Raw genomic sequence first — 16,251 nt, 5'->3', positions numbered from 1 at the left:
TTGTGATCGCCCTCTCTCTCGCCGAGATCGCAGAAGTCGTCGGCGGGCAGACGTACGACATACCGGATCCGTCGGTCCAGGTCACCGGACCCGTCGTCCGGGACTCCCGTGAGGTGGAGCCCGGCAGCCTCTTCGTCGCCTTCGTCGGCGAGCGCGTGGACGGCCACGACTTCGCGGAAGCGGTCGTCGCGGCCGGCGCCGCCGCCGTCCTCGGCTCACGCCCGGTGGGCGTGCCCGCGATCGTCGTGCCGGACGTGCAGAAGGCCCTCGGCGCCCTCGCCCGCCATGTCGTCCGCCGGCTCGGTGCGACCCTCGTGGCGCTGACCGGCTCCGCCGGCAAGACCAGCACCAAGGACCTCATCGCCCAGGTGCTCCGCCACAAGGCGCCGACCGTGTTCACGCCGGGCTCGCTCAACAACGAGATCGGACTGCCGCTCACCGCCCTCAGCGCCACCGAGGACACCCGCTTCCTGGTCCTGGAGATGGGCGCGCGCGGCATCGGCCACATCCGCTACCTGACCGAACTGACCCCGCCGAAGGTCGGCCTGGTGCTCAACGTCGGCACCGCGCACATCGGCGAGTTCGGCGGCCGCGAGCAGATCGCCCAGGCGAAGGGCGAACTCGTCGAGAGCCTCCCCTCCGCCGAGGAGGGCGGCACCGCGGTCCTCAACGCCGACGACCCCCTCGTACGCGCCATGGCCTCCCGTACGAAGGCGAAGGTGGTCCTTTTCGGAGAGTCCGACGAAGCGGACGTTCGCGCCGAGAACGTGCGACTCACGGACAGCGGACAGCCCTCCTTCGTGCTTCACACACCCTCCGGGTGCAGCGATGTGACCATGCGCCTGTACGGTGAGCACCACGTGTCGAACGCGCTCGCCGCGGCCGCCGTCGCCCATGAGCTGGGCATGTCCGCGGAAGAGATCGCCACCGCGCTCTCCGAGGCGGGCTCCCTCTCCCGCTGGCGGATGGAGGTCACCGAGCGCCCGGACGGCGTGACGGTCGTCAACGACGCCTACAACGCGAACCCCGAGTCCATGCGAGCCGCTCTGCGCGCCCTCGCGGCGATGGGCCAGGGGCGCCGTACGTGGGCGGTGCTCGGCAAGATGGCCGAGCTCGGGGACGAGGCGCTCGCCGAGCACGACGCGGTCGGACGGCTCGCCGTCCGGCTCAATGTCGGCAAGCTCGTCGCGGTCGGGGGCAGGGAAGCGTCCTGGCTGCAACTGGGCGCATATAACGAGGGTTCGTGGGGTGAGGAGTCGGTGCACGTGTCCGACGCACAGGCGGCGGTCGACCTGTTGCGCAGCGAGTTGCGCCCAGGGGACGTCGTGCTCGTGAAGGCGTCCCGTTCGGTCGGTCTGGAGAGTGTCGCCGAGGCGCTGCTCGCGGGCGGTACCGAGGGTGAGGTCGCCGCCCGATGATGAATCAGGTCCTGTTCTCGGGTGTCATCGGTCTGTTCCTGACCCTGGTCGGCACTCCGCTGCTGATCAAGCTGCTGGCCCGCAAGGGCTACGGCCAGTACATCCGTGACGACGGCCCGCGCGAGCACCACAGCAAGCGCGGTACGCCGACGATGGGTGGTATCGCCTTCATCCTGGCGACGATCGCCGCGTACTTCCTGTCGAAGCTGATCACCGGCAAGCCGCCGACGTTCTCCGGCATCCTGGTGATCGGCCTCATGGCCGGCATGGGTCTGGTCGGCTTCCTGGACGACTACATCAAGATCGTCAAGCGGCGTTCGCTGGGTCTGCGGGCCAAGGCGAAGATGGCCGGCCAGCTGCTCGGCGGTATCGCCTTCGCGGTCCTGTCGCTGCAGTTCGCGGACAACCGCGGCAACACCCCGGCGTCCACCAAGCTCTCCTTCGTGCAGGACTTCGGCTGGTCCATCGGCCCGGTGCTGTTCGTCGTCTGGGCGCTGTTCATGATCCTGGCGATGTCCAACGGCGTGAACCTGACCGACGGTCTGGACGGCCTCGCCACCGGCGCCTCCGTGCTGGTCTTCGGCGCCTACACGTTCATCGGCGTCTGGCAGTTCCAGGAGTCCTGCGCCAACGCGCAGACCCTGACGAACCCGGGCGCCTGTTACGAAGTGCGCGATCCACTCGATCTCGCCGTCGTCTCCTCGGCGTTGATGGGCGCCTGCCTCGGCTTCCTGTGGTGGAACACGTCGCCCGCCAAGATCTTCATGGGCGACACCGGTTCGCTGGCCCTCGGCGGCGCGCTCGCCGGTCTCGCCATCTGCTCGCGCACCGAGCTGCTGCTCGCCATCCTCGGCGGCCTGTTCGTGCTCATCACCATGTCGGTGGTCATCCAGGTCGGTTCGTTCCGCCTGACCGGCAAGCGCGTCTTCCGTATGGCGCCACTGCAGCACCACTTCGAACTCAAAGGCTGGTCCGAAGTCCTTGTCGTGGTCCGCTTCTGGATCATCCAGGGCATCTGTGTGATCGTCGGACTGGGTCTCTTCTACGCGGGATGGGCAGCGGACAAGTGACCGACTGGCAGGGGAAGAACGTCACCGTCGCCGGGCTCGGCGTCTCCGGCATCCCGGCGGCCAAGGTGCTGCACGGCCTCGGCGCGAAGGTCACCGTCGTCAACGACGGCGACGACGACCGCGCCCGTGCGCAGGCCGCCGAACTGGAGGCGCTGGGCGTCACCGTGCGGCTCGGCGACGGGGCGACCCTGCCCGACGGCACCGAACTCGTCGTCACCGCGCCCGGCTGGAAGCCGGACAAGCCGCTGTTCGAGGCGGCCCGCGCGGCCGGCGTGGAGATCTGGGGCGACGTCGAACTCGCCTGGCGGCTGCGGGGCCCGGACGCGGCCCCCTGGCTCGCCGTCACCGGCACCAACGGCAAGACGACCACCGTCCAGATGCTCGCCGCCATCCTGCGCGCGGCCGGTCTGCGCACGGCGGCCGTGGGCAACATCGGGGTCTCCCTGCTGGACGCCGTCCTCGGTGACGAGCAGTACGACGTCCTCGCCGTCGAACTCTCCAGCTACCAGCTGCACTGGGCGCCCTCCCTGCGCGCCCACTCCGCCGCCGTGCTGAACCTCGCGCCCGACCACCTCGACTGGCACGGCTCCATGGAGGCGTACGCCGCCGACAAGGGCCGCGTCTACGAGGGCAATCGGGTCGCCTGCGTCTACAACGCCGCCGACAAGGCCACCGAGGACCTGGTGCGCGAGGCCGACGTCGAGGAGGGCTGCCGCGCCATCGGCTTCACCCTCGGCACCCCGGCCCCCTCCCAACTCGGCGTCGTCGAGGGCATCCTCGTCGACCGCGCCTTCGTGGAGGACCGGCACAAGAACGCCCAGGAGCTCGCCGAGGTCTCCGACGTCAACCCGCCGGCCCCGCACAACATCGCCAACGCCCTTGCGGCGGCGGCCCTCGCCCGCGCCTTCGGGGTGCCCCCGCGGGCCGTACGGGACGGGCTGCGGGCCTTCACCCCGGACGCCCACCGCATCGCGCACGTGGCGGACGTGGACGGCGTCGCCTACGTCGACGACTCCAAGGCCACCAACACCCACGCCGCCGAGGCGTCGTTGGCGGCGTACGAGTCCATCGTGTGGATCGCCGGCGGCCTCGCCAAGGGCGCCGAGTTCGAGGAACTGGTCGCCAAGTCCGCGCCGCGGCTGCGTGCGGCCGTGCTCATGGGCGCCGATCGAGCCCTGATCCGTGAAGCCCTGGCGCGACACGCGCCGGAAGTACCCGTCGTCGACCTCGACCGGACCGACACTGGGGCGATGCTCGCGGCAGTCCAGGAGGCGCGGCGGCTCGCACAGCCCGGCGACACGGTGCTCCTCGCTCCGGCGTGTGCCTCGATGGACATGTTCGCCAACTACAACCAGCGCGGTGACGCGTTCGCGGCGGCGGTCCGCGAACTCGGCGCGGGCGCCTGACGGCGGGTCTCGGCCACAGCGGGTGCTTCGGGACCCTTGGAGGACGCGTGACTCGGATGTGGCCGGACAGCACGTACGCCCTAGGCGAGGCGGTGAGCGCCGATGCCCGGTAGCCGTACCGGACGGCCCCCCGTCCAGCGGACCGTGCGGCGCCCCGCCGCCGCGCGCCCGGTGCGCGACAACGCCGTACGGCGGCTCCACCGGCGGCTGCGCCGGGCCTGGGACCGGCCGCTGACCGCCTACTACCTGATCTTCGGCGGCAGCCTCCTGATCACCGTCCTGGGTCTGGTGATGGTCTACTCGGCCTCCCAGATCACCGCGCTGCAGATGTCGCTGCCCGGCTCGTACTTCTTCCGCAAGCAGCTGCTGGCCGCGGTGATCGGCGCCGGGCTGCTCTTCGCGGCCTCCCGGATGCCGGTCAAGCTGCACCGGGCGCTCGCCTACCCGATCCTCGCGGGCGCCGTCTTCCTGATGGCGCTGGTGCAGGTGCCCGGGATAGGAGTCGCGGTCAACGGCAACCAGAACTGGATCGCGCTCGGCGGCTCCTTCCAGATCCAGCCCAGCGAGTTCGGCAAGCTGGCGCTGGTGCTGTGGGGCGCCGACCTGATCGCCCGCAAGCAGGACAAGAAGCTGCTGACCCAGTGGAAGCACATGCTGGTGCCGCTGGTGCCGGTCGCGTTCATGCTGCTCGGGCTGATCATGCTCGGCGGCGACATGGGCACGGCGATCATCCTGTCCGCGATCCTGTTCGGCCTGCTGTGGCTGGCGGGGGCGCCGACCCGGCTGTTCGTGGGCGTGCTGTCCGTCGCCGGCGCGATCGGCCTGCTGCTGATCAGGACCAGCGCGAACCGGATGGCCCGTCTGCAGTGCCTCGGCGCGACCGAGCCGCAGTCCGGGCCCGTCGACTGCTGGCAGGCCGTGCACGGGATCTACGCGCTCGCGTCCGGCGGGATCTTCGGATCCGGACTCGGGGCGAGCGTGGAGAAATGGGGCCAACTACCCGAAGCCCACACCGACTTCATCTTCGCCGTCACCGGTGAGGAACTGGGCCTGGCGGGGACGCTGTCGGTACTGGGTCTGTTCGCGGCTCTAGGCTATGCGGGTATCCGCGTGGCCGGACGCACGGAGGACCCCTTCGTCAGGTATGCCGCGGGAGGTGTGACCACCTGGATCACCGCGCAAGCCGTGATCAACATCGGTGCGGTGCTCGGCCTGCTGCCGATCGCCGGAGTCCCCCTCCCGCTGTTCTCCTACGGAGGATCCGCCCTGCTGCCGACCATGTTCGCCATCGGGCTGCTGATCGCGTTCGCGCGCGACGAGCCCGCTGCGCGGGCAGCGCTTTCCGTACGGCAACCACGCTTTGGTAAAAAGCGTGCGGGAGGCGCCGGGCTTGTTCGGGGGCCTCGGAGATGGAACACGATGCGACGGCGTGCCACGGCGGCGCGCTCGTCCGGAGAGCGGTGAATTTCGGTGCATGTCGTACTCGCCGGTGGGGGGACCGCCGGCCACATCGAGCCCGCGCTCGCCCTCGCGGACGCCCTGCGCAGGCAGGACCCGACCGTGGGGATCACGGCCCTGGGCACGGAACGTGGTCTGGAGACCACGCTCGTACCGCAGCGGGGCTATGAGCTCGCGCTGATCCCCGCCGTGCCCCTGCCACGCAAGCCCACGCCCGAACTGATCACCGTCCCGGGCCGGCTGCGCGGCACGATCAAGGCGACCGAGCAGATCCTGGAGCGCACCAAGGCGGACGCCGTCGTCGGCTTCGGCGGCTATGTCGCCCTGCCCGGTTACCTCGCCGCCAAGCGCCTCGGCGTGCCGATCGTCATCCACGAGGCCAACGCGCGCCCGGGCCTCGCCAACAAGATCGGCTCGCGCTACGCCGCCCAGGTCGCCGTCGCCACCCCGGACAGCAAGCTGCGCAACTCCCGTTACATCGGCATCCCGCTGCGCCACACCATCGCCACCCTCGACCGGGCCGCCCGCCGCCCCGAGGCTCGCGCGATGTTCGGGCTCGACCCCAACCTGCCGACGCTGCTGGTGTCCGGCGGCTCACAGGGCGCCCGCCGCCTCAACGAGGTCGTCCAGCAGGTCGCGCCCTACCTCCAGCAGGCCGGCATCCAGATCCTGCACGCGGTCGGTCCCAAGAACGAACTGCCGCACGTACAGCAGATGCCGGGGATGCCCCCCTACATCCCGGTAAGTTACCTGGACCGGATGGACCTCGCGTACGCCGCGGCCGACATGATGCTCTGCCGCGCGGGCGCGATGACCGTCGCCGAGCTCTCCGCCGTCGGACTCCCGGCCGCCTATGTCCCGCTGCCCATCGGCAACGGCGAACAGCGGCTGAACGCCCAGCCGGTGGTCAAGGCCGGCGGCGGCCTGCTGGTCGACGACGCGGAGCTCACCCCCGAGTGGGTGCAGCAGAACGTGCTGCCCGTGCTCGCCGACCCGCACCGGCTGTACGAGATGTCCCGCGCCGCCGGTGAGTTCGGCCGCCGGGACGCCGACGACCTGCTCGTCGGCATGGTGTACGAGGCGATCGCCTCGCACCGCCGCCAGTGACCGTATGACGGAGGGTAGGGAGCGTGGCCGGATCGACGACCGCCGAGCGCGGTGAACGCCAGCAGGAGTCGTCCGACCCGCCCCTCACCCGGCGGCGGTTGAGGCTGCCCCGGCTTCGTATGATCATCATTCTTTCCATCGTCCTGGTGCTGCTCGGCGCCGGCTCCGTCTGGCTGCTGTACGGCTCCTCGTGGCTGCGCGTCGAGCGGGTGTCGGTGTCCGGGACCCGGGTACTGACACCGGAGCAGGTACGGGACACCGCCGACGTCCCCGTCGGCGCACCGCTCGTCTCCGTCGACACCGAGGCGATCGAGGCGCGTCTGCGGCGCGAACTGCCCCGTATCGACCAGGTCGACGTGGTCCGTGCCTGGCCGCACGGAATCGGTCTGAAAGTGGTGGAGCGTACTCCGGTCCTGACGGTGCGAAGCGGGGAGGAATTCGTCGAAGTGGACAGAAAAGGCGTCCGTTTCGCCACCGCCCCTGAGCCGCCGAAAGGCGTCCCCGCGCTGGAATTGACGGTCTCCCGGTCGAGTTCCGCTTCGGCGAGCCTGCGGCGCTTCGGCGAGGCCCGGCTGGTGCGGGAGGCGGTGCGGGTCGCGGGCGCCCTCCCGGCGTCCGTCGCCCGGGGCACGCAGGTCGTCAAGGTCCGTTCCTACGACGACATCTCGCTCCTCCTGACCGGCGGCACGACCGTCGACTGGGGCAGCGGCGAGAACGGCGCGGCGAAGGCTCGCACACTCCACGCTCTCATGAAAGCCTCCCCGCGTGCGCGGCACTTCGACGTCAGTGTCCCCACGGCCCCGGCGTCATCAGGGAGTTGACGCACATCCGCGCAGGCCAGCACCCTGGTTGGGCAGCGACACGGCTGATCACATAGGGTGAAAAGAAAAACGGGAGGTTCGGCGTGTTCGTTGAACGTGCGCCACTTGTCGACTTAGTGTCCTGTTCAGAAGACTTCAGGGAACAGACACACTGGTAACCCTAAACTTCAGGGTTAGGGTTCGGGTCGGCGCTATGGACCGTCCCATTCGGCATCAGTCACCGGGTTCGCGAAGCGCACCGCTTCCGTCCTCCGGTGACCCGTAACTCGAGGCGAGAGGCCTTCGACGTGGCAGCACCGCAGAACTACCTCGCAGTCATCAAAGTCATCGGTGTCGGCGGCGGTGGTGTCAATGCCATCAACCGGATGATCGAGGTCGGTCTCAAGGGCGTCGAGTTCATCGCCATCAACACCGACGCGCAGGCGCTGTTGATGAGCGACGCCGACGTCAAGCTCGACGTCGGCCGCGAACTCACCCGCGGACTCGGCGCCGGAGCGAACCCGGCCGTCGGCCGCAAGGCCGCCGAGGACCACCGCGAGGAGATCGAGGAGGTCCTCAAGGGGGCCGACATGGTCTTCGTGACGGCCGGTGAAGGCGGCGGCACCGGCACCGGCGGCGCGCCCGTCGTGGCCAACATCGCCCGCTCCCTGGGCGCGCTCACCATCGGCGTGGTCACCCGCCCGTTCACCTTCGAGGGCCGGCGCCGCGCCAACCAGGCCGAGGACGGCATCGCCGAGCTGCGCGAAGAGGTCGACACCCTCATCGTCATCCCGAACGACCGGCTGCTGTCCATCTCGGACCGCCAGGTCTCGGTCCTGGACGCCTTCAAGTCGGCCGACCAGGTCCTGCTCTCCGGTGTCCAGGGCATCACCGACCTCATCACCACCCCCGGCCTCATCAACCTCGACTTCGCCGACGTCAAGTCGGTCATGTCCGAGGCAGGTTCGGCCCTCATGGGCATCGGCTCGGCCCGCGGCGACGACCGCGCGGTGGCCGCGGCCGAGATGGCGATCTCCTCGCCGCTCCTCGAGGCGTCCATCGACGGCGCCCGCGGTGTCCTGCTCTCCATCTCCGGCGGCTCCGACCTCGGCCTGTTCGAGATCAACGAGGCCGCCCAGCTGGTCAGCGAGGCCGCCCACCCCGAGGCCAACATCATCTTCGGCGCGGTCATCGACGACGCCCTCGGCGACGAGGTGCGGGTCACCGTGATCGCGGCCGGCTTCGACGGCGGCCAGCCGCCGGCCCGCCGGGACAACGTCCTCGGCTCGGCCTCGTCCACCCCGGCGCGCCGCGAGGAGCCCGCGCCCGCGGCCCGGCCGCAGCCCGAGAGCCGTCCGTCCTTCGGGTCCCTCGGCAGCGTGACGCCGAAGGAGGAGCCCGAGCCGGCGCCGGAGCCGGTGGCCGACATCCCGGTCGCCCCGCCGGTCCCGCCGTCGCGGACCTACGCCGACAGCGCGGCGGAAGAGCTGGACGTACCGGACTTCCTCAAGTGATCCTTCTGACGTGATAGGACAGCGCGACACCGTGAGCGGCGCGCACTTCGCTTTCACCGACCGGTGGGGCGGGGTGAGCGCCGCTCCGTATGAGGAGCTCAACCTCGGCGGGGCGGTCGGCGACGACCCCCGGGCCGTCGGGGCCAACCGCGAACGCGCGGCCGAGTCGCTCGGGCTCGACCCGGGCGACGTCGTCTGGATGAACCAGGTGCACGGCACCGATGTCGCCGTGGTCGACGGACCGTGGGGCGACGCGCCGGTGCCCGAGGTCGACGCGATCGTCACGACGCGCCGGGGGCTCGCCCTCGCGGTCCTCACCGCCGACTGCGTGCCGGTGCTGCTGGCCGACCCGGTCGCCGGGATCGCCGCCGCGGCCCACGCCGGACGCCCCGGCATGGTCGCCGGGGTCGTCCCGGCGGCGGTGGCGGCGATGACCCGGCTCGGCGCCGACCCCGCCCGGATCGTCGCCCGCACCGGACCCACGGTGTGCGGCCGGTGCTACGAGGTGCCCGAGGAGATGCGCGCCGACGTCGCCGCCGTCGAACCGGCGGCGCACGCCGAGACCAGCTGGGGCACCCCCGCCGTGGATGTCGCCGCCGGAGTGCACGCGCAGCTCGCCCGGCTCGGGGTGCGCGACCGGGAGCGGTCGCCGGTGTGCACACGGGAGTCGCCCGACCACTTCTCGTATCGCCGCGATCGCACCACGGGGCGACTCGCGGGATATGTCTGGCTGGACTGAATGGACATGACGGATCGTAAGGACGAACTCGCCGAGAACCTGGCGAAAGTGGAGCGTCGGATCGCCGCCGCCTGTGCGGCCGCCGGGCGCTCCCGTGACGAGGTGACCCTGATCGTGGTCACCAAGACCTACCCCGCGAGCGATGTGCGGATCCTGTCGGAGCTCGGTGTGCGGCACGTCGCCGAGAACCGCGACCAGGACGCGGCCCCCAAGGCCGCCGACTGCTCGAATCTGCCGCTCACCTGGCACTTCGTCGGACAGTTGCAGACCAATAAGGTCCGGTCCGTGGCTGGTTATGCCGATTTCGTGCAGTCCGTCGACCGGGCCCGCCTGGTGGCGGCCCTGTCGAAGGAGGCCGTACGGCAGGAGCGCGAGCTGGGCTGTCTGATCCAGGTGGCGCTGGACGCGGGTGAGAGCGCGCGCGGCGAGCGCGGCGGAGTGGCGCCGGGCGGCGTCGAGGAGTTGGCGGGTCTCGTCGCGGACGCGCCGGGGCTGCGGCTGGCGGGCCTGATGACCGTCGCGCCGCTCACCGGCGAGTACGCGGGCCGCCAACGGGCGGCGTTCGAGCGGTTGATGGATTTGTCGACTGACCTGCGCCGAGCTCATCCGGCTGCGAACATGGTGTCGGCAGGGATGAGCGCGGACCTCGAGGAGGCCGTGGCGGCCGGTGCGACACATGTGCGCGTCGGCACTGCGGTACTCGGAGTCCGCCCCAGGCTCGGGTAACGTCGCCAAGAAGTCGGACCACAGCAGAAAATATGGTCAATGTCGCCGAAAGGCGGACGTAACGACCGCGTGGATCGAAGGCACTTGGCAGTCGTCAGCCGATCCACCACAGAGCGGAGGACTCAGAGAATGGCCGGCGCGATGCGCAAGATGGCGGTCTACCTCGGCCTCGTGGAGGACGATGGGTACGACGGCCGGGGGTTCGACCCCGACGACGACTTCGAGCCCGAACTGGACCCGGAGCCGGAGCGGGACCACCGACGGCACGAGCCGTCCCACTCATCTCACAGTGCACATCAGTCCCAAAGGGACGAAGAGGTGCGAATCGTGCAGCCGCCCGCGCCCCGCGAACCGGTGGCCCGGTCGGCTTCGCTGTCCGCGGAATCCGGGCGTCCGGCGCGCATCGCGCCCGTGGCGTCCATCACACAAGAACGCGCAAGCCTGGAGAAGAACGCACCGGTGATCATGCCCAAGGTCGTGTCGGAACGAGAGCCGTACCGGATCACCACACTTCACCCGCGGACCTACAACGAGGCCCGTACCATCGGGGAACACTTCCGTGAAGGCACCCCGGTGATCATGAATCTGACTGAGATGGATGACACAGACGCGAAGCGACTTGTCGACTTTGCGGCCGGTTTGGTGTTTGGTCTTCACGGCAGTATCGAGCGGGTGACCCAGAAGGTGTTCCTGTTGTCTCCTGCTAACGTCGATGTCACGGCGGAGGACAAGGCCCGCATCGCAGAGGGCGGGTTCTTCAACCAGAGCTGAGACGCACCACCGGAAGAGCAGCACACCCGACAGGGACAGGGGAGAGGGAAACACCAATCATGAGCGTGGTCCTGCAGGTTCTTTACATCGCGCTGATGGTGTTCCTCATCGTGCTCATCTTCCGGTTGGTCATGGACTACGTCTTCCAGTTCGCCCGCTCATGGCAACCCGGCAAGGCGATGGTGGTCGTTCTGGAGGCCACCTACACTGTCACTGATCCACCGCTGAAGCTTCTGCGGCGGTTCATTCCGCCGCTGCGTCTCGGGGGCGTGGCGCTCGACCTGTCCTTCTTCGTACTGCTGATCATCGTCTACATCCTGATCACGCTCGTGCGGAGCGCGATGTGAACGATGTGACAGATACGGTCTTGCCGACTGCCGACGACTACGTTGAGGTGAAGAGATGCCGTTGACCCCCGAGGACGTGCGGAACAAGCAGTTCACGACCGTCCGCCTCCGAGAAGGCTATGACGAGGACGAGGTCGATGCCTTCCTCGACGAGGTCGAAGCCGAACTGACCCGCCTGCTCCGCGAGAACGAGGATCTGCGCGCCAAGCTGGCCGCGGCGACGCGTGCTGCTGCCCAGAACCAGCAGAACATGCGCAAGCCTCCGGAGGGCCCGGGCGGACCGGGCGGTCCGCAGGACCAGCAGCAGGGCGGTATGCCGCAGCAGGGCATGCGTGGTCCCGGGGGACCCGTTCCCGCCGGGATATCGGGCCCGCCGCAGCAGCAGATGGGTGGCCCCATGGGTGGTCCGCCCCAGCTGCCGAGCGGTGCCCCGCAGCTGCCCGCCGGCCCCGGCGGGCAGGGTGGCCCGCAGGGTCCCGGTCCGATGGGCCAGGGTCCGGGGCCGATGGGCCAGCCCCCCATGCAGCAGATGGGCGGCCCCATGGGCGGTCCTATGGGTGGCCCGATGGGCGGTCCCGGTCAGGGCGGCCCCGGTGGCGACAGCGCGGCCCGCGTTCTGTCGCTCGCCCAGCAGACCGCCGACCAGGCGATCGCGGAGGCCCGTTCCGAGGCCAACAAGATCGTGGGCGAGGCGCGTTCGCGCGCCGAGGGTCTGGAGCGTGACGCCCGTGCCAAGGCCGACGCCCTGGAGCGGGACGCGCAGGAGAAGCACCGCGTCGCGATGGGCTCCCTGGAGTCCGCCCGCGCCACGCTGGAGCGCAAGGTCGAGGACCTGCGCGGCTTCGAGCGCGAGTACCGCACGCGGCTGAAGTCCTACCTCGAGTCCCAGCTGCGTCAGCTGGAGACCCAGGCGGACGACTCGCTGGCCCCGCCGCGCACTCCGGCCACGGCGTCGCTGCCGCCGTCCCCGGCGCCCTCGATGGCTCCGGCCGGCGCGAGCGCCCCGTCGTACGGCGGCAACCAGACGATGGGCGGTGGCCCGTCGCCGGCCGGCCCGTCCTACGGCGGCCAGCAGCAGATGTCGCCGGCCATGACCCAGCCGATGGCCCCGGTCCGGCCGCAGGGCCCGTCCCCGATGGGACAGGCTCCGTCGCCGATGCGCGGTTTCCTCATCGACGAGGACGACAACTGACGGTCGGTAGTACGCCTCAGGCGTCGGCAGCGTTCAGGGCGAGGCCCCGGATTCAGTTCCGGGGCCTCGCCCTTTTGCTACGCGTGTTCACGGTGTATACGGCGTTTGTTCGGTGCTGGGTGTGATGTCCGACGCACACAACGCCGAAGGCCCGGCACCACCAAGATTTTTCCGGTGGGCCGGGCCTTCGCGTCAGGGCCTTGGCGTTCAGGGCCGTCGCGTTCAGGGGCTTCGCGTCGAAGGGCTGAGCGTCACGCCTTCCGGAGGCGGAACGTCAGGGTAAGGCCCTCGTCGGTGAACGGGGCGCCGTAACCGGAGTCGTCCGCCTCGCCCTGGGCGAAGTCCGTCGCCAGGACCTCGTCGGCGATCAGCCCGGCGTGCCGGTCGAGCGCCTCGACCGTCGCCGGGTCCGTCGCCGTCCAGCGCAGGGCGATCCGGTCGGCCACGTCCAGGCCGCTGTTCTTACGGGCCTCCTGGATCAGGCGGATCGCGTCGCGCGCCAGACCGGCGCGGCGCAGCTCCTCGGTGATCTCCAGGTCCAGGGCGACCGTGGCGCCCGAGTCGGAGGCCACCGACCAGCCCTCACGCGGGGTCTCCGTGATGATCACCTCGTCCGGGGCGAGGGCGACCGTCTCGCCGTCGACCTCGACCGACGCCGTGCCCTCGCGCAGGGCCAGGGACAGGGCGGCGGCGTCCGCGTTCGCGACGGCCTTCGCCACATCCTGGACGCGCTTGCCGAACCGCTTGCCCAGGGCGCGGAAGTTGGCCTTGGCGGTGGTGTCCACCAGGCTGCCGCCGACCTCGGACAGCGACGCCAGCGACTCGACGTTCAGCTCCTCGGTGATCTGCGTACGCAGCTCCGGGTGCAGGGCGTCGAAACCGGCGGCGGCGATCAGCGCGCGCGACAGCGGCTGACGGGTCTTGACGCCCGACTCCGCGCGCGTGGCGCGGCCGAGCTCGACCAGGCGGCGGACCAGGACCATCTGCTGGGACAGCTGCGGGTCGATCGCCGGCAGGTCGGCCTCCGGCCAGGACGCCAGATGCACCGACTCCGGCGCGTCCGGCGTCACCGGCACGATCAGGTCCTGCCACACCCGCTCGGTGATGAACGGGGTGAGCGGGGCCATCAGCTTGGTGACGGTCTCCACGACCTCGTGCAGGGTGCGCAGCGCCGCCTTGTCGCCCTGCCAGAAGCGGCGGCGCGAACGGCGGACGTACCAGTTGGACAGGTCGTCGACGAACGCCGAGAGCAGCTTGCCGGCGCGCTGGGTGTCGTAGCCCTCCAGCGCCTGGGTGACCTGGTCGGTGAGCGCGTGCAGCTCGGACAGCAGCCAGCGGTCCAGGACCGGGCGGTCGGCGGGGGCCGGATCGGCCGCGGACGGCGCCCAGTTGGACGTACGGGCGTACAGGGCCTGGAAGGCGACCGTGTTCCAGTACGTCAGGAGCGTCTTGCGGACGACCTCCTGGATCGTGGTGTGGCCGACGCGGCGGGCCGCCCACGGGGAGCCGCCCGCCGCCATGAACCAGCGCACCGCGTCCGCGCCGTGCTGGTCCATCAGCGGGATGGGCTGCAGGATGTTGCCCAGGTGCTTGGACATCTTGCGGCCGTCCTCGGCGAGGATGTGGCCGAGGCAGACGACGTTCTCGTACGACGACTTGTCGAAGACGAGCGTGCCCACCGCCATCAGCGTGTAGAACCAGCCGCGGGTCTGGTCGATGGCCTCGCAGATGAACTGCGCGGGGTAGCGGGCCTCGAACAGCTCCTTGTTCTTGTACGGGTAGCCCCACTGCGCGAACGGCATCGAACCCGAGTCGTACCAGGCGTCGATCACCTCCGGCACGCGCGTGGCGGTCTTCTCACAGGTCGGGCAGGCGAAGGTGACCTCGTCGATGTACGGCCGGTGCGGGTCGAGGCCGGACTGGTCGGTGCCGGTCAGCTCGGACAGCTCCGCGCGGGAGCCGACGACCGTGAGGTGGTCGTCCTCGCAGCGCCAGATCGGCAGCGGGGTGCCCCAGTAACGGTTGCGGGAGAGCGCCCAGTCGATGTTGTTGTTGAGCCAGTCGCCGTAGCGGCCGTGCTTGACCGTGTCCGGGAACCAGTTGGTGCCCTCGTTCTCCTCGAGGAGGCGGTCCTTGACGGCCGTGGTGCGGATGTACCAGGACGGCTGCGCGTAGTAGAGCAGCGCGGTGTGGCAGCGCCAGCAGTGCGGGTAGCTGTGCTCGTACGGGATGTGCTTGAAGAGGAGGCCGCGCTCGTCGAGGTCGGCGGTGAGCTTCTCGTCGGCCTTCTTGAAGAAGACGCCGCCGACGAGCGGGACGTCCTCCTCGAAGGTGCCGTCGGGGCGGACCGGGTTCACGACCGGGAGGCCGTAGGAGCGGCAGACCTTGAGGTCGTCCTCACCGAAGGCGGGGGACTGGTGGACCAGACCGGTGCCGTCCTCGGTGGTGACGTACTCGGCGTTGACCACGTAGTGGGCCTCGGCCGGGAACTCGACCAGCTCGAACGGGCGCTGGTACGTCCAGCGCTCCATCTCGGCGCCCGTGAAGGACTGTCCGGTGGTCTCCCAGCCCTCACCGAGGGACTTCTCGACCAGCGGCTCGGCGACGACCAGCTTCTCCTCGCCGTTCGTCGCGACGACGTAGGTGACGTCGGGATGCGCGGCGACGGCCGTGTTGGAGACGAGGGTCCACGGGGTGGTCGTCCACACCAGGAGGGCGGCCTCGCCGGCCAGCGGGCCGGAGGTCAGCGGGAAGCGGACGTAGACGGAGGGGTCGACGACCGTCTCGTAGCCCTGCGCAAGCTCGTGGTCGGACAGGCCGGTGCCGCAGCGGGGGCACCAGGGGGCGACCCGGTGGTCCTGGACCAGCAGGCCCTTGTTGAAGATCTCCTTCAGCGACCACCAGACGGACTCCACGTACTCGGGGTCCATCGTCCGGTAGGCGTCGTCGAGGTCGACCCAGTAGCCCATGCGGGTCGTCAGCTCGGCGAAGGCGTCGGTGTGGCGGGTCACCGACTCACGGCACTTGGCGTTGAACTCGGCGATGCCGTACGCCTCGATGTCCTGCTTGCCGGAGAAGCCGAGCTCCTTCTCGACCGCCAGCTCCACGGGCAGGCCGTGGCAGTCCCAGCCGGCCTTGCGGGCCACGTGGTAGCCGCGCATGGTGCGGAAGCGGGGGAAGACGTCCTTGAAGACGCGGGCCTCGATGTGGTGGGCGCCCGGCATGCCGTTGGCGGTGGGCGGGCCCTCGTAGAACACCCACTCGGGGCGCCCCTCGGACTGCTCCAGGCTCTTGGCGAAGATCTTCTGCTCGCGCCAGAAGTCGAGCACCGCGTGCTCGAGCGCGGGCAGGTCGACCTGGGCGGGCACCTGGCGGTACGTCGGCTGTGTCATCAGCGAGCTTCCTCCGGCGGACTTGCTGCCTTCCGTCCGGAGGGACGAGAGCCGGCTCTTTCCGTGCGCCGGTGCGGCGCGCTCCCGCGGTACCACCCTCCTTGGCCCTCCGGTGCGGGGTGTGCGCCGGTGAGCCCCCTCATTGGGGTCGCGATACCGGTTCTACTCGCCGCTGCGATGACGCTGCTGCGGCTTTCCTCCGGCGGCTCCGGGGTGATCTTCACGTCGCGCTCGCCCCCGGGCTCACACCGTCCCCGGGTCGCTCTGGGCTGCGTACGCCGCTACTCGTCCCCATCCACGCTTTTCGCTCA

13 protein-coding genes are annotated in these 16,251 nt (G+C 70.2%); 12 read left to right on the top strand and 1 reads right to left on the bottom strand.

Annotated elements, in window-relative coordinates; genetic code table 11:
• Positions 1–2: 2 nt before the first annotated feature.
• From DC008_RS08810 to DC008_RS08755, 12 genes are all read left to right on the top strand, one after another.
• Positions 3–1,418 (top strand): UDP-N-acetylmuramoyl-tripeptide--D-alanyl-D-alanine ligase, encoded by a 1,416-nt coding sequence (locus DC008_RS08810; RefSeq protein ID WP_108706478.1) that lies wholly within the window; start codon positions 3–5, stop codon positions 1,416–1,418.
• The gene (gene mraY / locus DC008_RS08805) at positions 1,415–2,488 is read left to right on the top strand and encodes a phospho-N-acetylmuramoyl-pentapeptide-transferase (protein ID WP_108706477.1); all 1,074 of its coding nucleotides are present in this window, start codon (positions 1,415–1,417) and stop codon (positions 2,486–2,488) included. Before DC008_RS08810 ends, mraY begins: the two co-directional genes overlap by 4 nt.
• Positions 2,470–3,894, top strand: coding sequence for a UDP-N-acetylmuramoyl-L-alanine--D-glutamate ligase (gene murD, locus DC008_RS08800; protein WP_108706476.1), 1,425 nt, complete (start codon positions 2,470–2,472; stop codon positions 3,892–3,894). The genes mraY and murD overlap by 19 nt, the downstream gene beginning before the upstream one ends.
• Positions 3,895–3,996: 102 nt before the next feature.
• Positions 3,997–5,358 carry a putative lipid II flippase FtsW gene (ftsW, locus tag DC008_RS08795; protein ID WP_055621617.1) on the top strand — a complete coding sequence of 454 codons (1,362 nt, stop codon included), beginning with the start codon at positions 3,997–3,999 and terminating at the stop codon, positions 5,356–5,358.
• A gap of 6 nt (positions 5,359–5,364) precedes the next feature.
• A complete protein-coding gene (gene murG, locus DC008_RS08790; RefSeq protein ID WP_055621616.1) occupies positions 5,365–6,459 on the top strand; it encodes an undecaprenyldiphospho-muramoylpentapeptide beta-N-acetylglucosaminyltransferase in 1,095 nt (364 codons plus the stop codon).
• 23 nt (positions 6,460–6,482) lie between these two features.
• On the top strand, positions 6,483–7,280 hold the full coding sequence (locus DC008_RS08785; RefSeq protein ID WP_108706475.1) for a cell division protein FtsQ/DivIB: 798 nt from the start codon (positions 6,483–6,485) through the stop codon (positions 7,278–7,280).
• A gap of 287 nt (positions 7,281–7,567) precedes the next feature.
• Positions 7,568–8,773, top strand: coding sequence for a cell division protein FtsZ (gene ftsZ, locus DC008_RS08780; RefSeq protein WP_108706474.1), 1,206 nt, complete (start codon positions 7,568–7,570; stop codon positions 8,771–8,773).
• A gap of 10 nt (positions 8,774–8,783) precedes the next feature.
• The gene (gene pgeF / locus DC008_RS08775) at positions 8,784–9,512 is read left to right on the top strand and encodes a peptidoglycan editing factor PgeF (RefSeq protein WP_108706473.1); all 729 of its coding nucleotides are present in this window, start codon (positions 8,784–8,786) and stop codon (positions 9,510–9,512) included.
• A gap of 6 nt (positions 9,513–9,518) precedes the next feature.
• Positions 9,519–10,238, top strand: coding sequence for a YggS family pyridoxal phosphate-dependent enzyme (locus DC008_RS08770; RefSeq protein ID WP_108710614.1), 720 nt, complete (start codon positions 9,519–9,521; stop codon positions 10,236–10,238).
• Positions 10,239–10,367: 129 nt separating this feature from the next.
• Positions 10,368–11,009, top strand: a complete 642-nt coding sequence (locus tag DC008_RS08765) for a cell division protein SepF (RefSeq protein WP_055621612.1) — start codon at positions 10,368–10,370, stop codon at positions 11,007–11,009.
• 59 nt (positions 11,010–11,068) lie between these two features.
• Positions 11,069–11,356: a YggT family protein gene (locus tag DC008_RS08760; protein WP_055621611.1), complete on the top strand. Its 288-nt coding sequence runs from the start codon at positions 11,069–11,071 to the stop codon at positions 11,354–11,356.
• 55 nt (positions 11,357–11,411) lie between these two features.
• Positions 11,412–12,548: a DivIVA domain-containing protein gene (locus DC008_RS08755; protein ID WP_108706472.1), complete on the top strand. Its 1,137-nt coding sequence runs from the start codon at positions 11,412–11,414 to the stop codon at positions 12,546–12,548.
• 251 nt (positions 12,549–12,799) lie between these two features.
• Here the strand turns inward: DC008_RS08755 and ileS are convergent, their stop codons facing one another.
• Entirely contained in the window at positions 12,800–15,940 is a 3,141-nt protein-coding gene (ileS, locus tag DC008_RS08750; protein ID WP_108706471.1) for an isoleucine--tRNA ligase, read from the bottom strand.
• Positions 15,941–16,251 lie beyond the last annotated feature (311 nt).

It is taken from the genome of Streptomyces nigra (assembly GCF_003074055.1).
Lineage (GTDB): Bacteria > Actinomycetota > Actinomycetes > Streptomycetales > Streptomycetaceae > Streptomyces > Streptomyces nigra.
The sequence above is the reverse complement of the archived record's forward strand: the minus strand, read 5'-3'. Positions and strand labels throughout refer to the sequence as shown.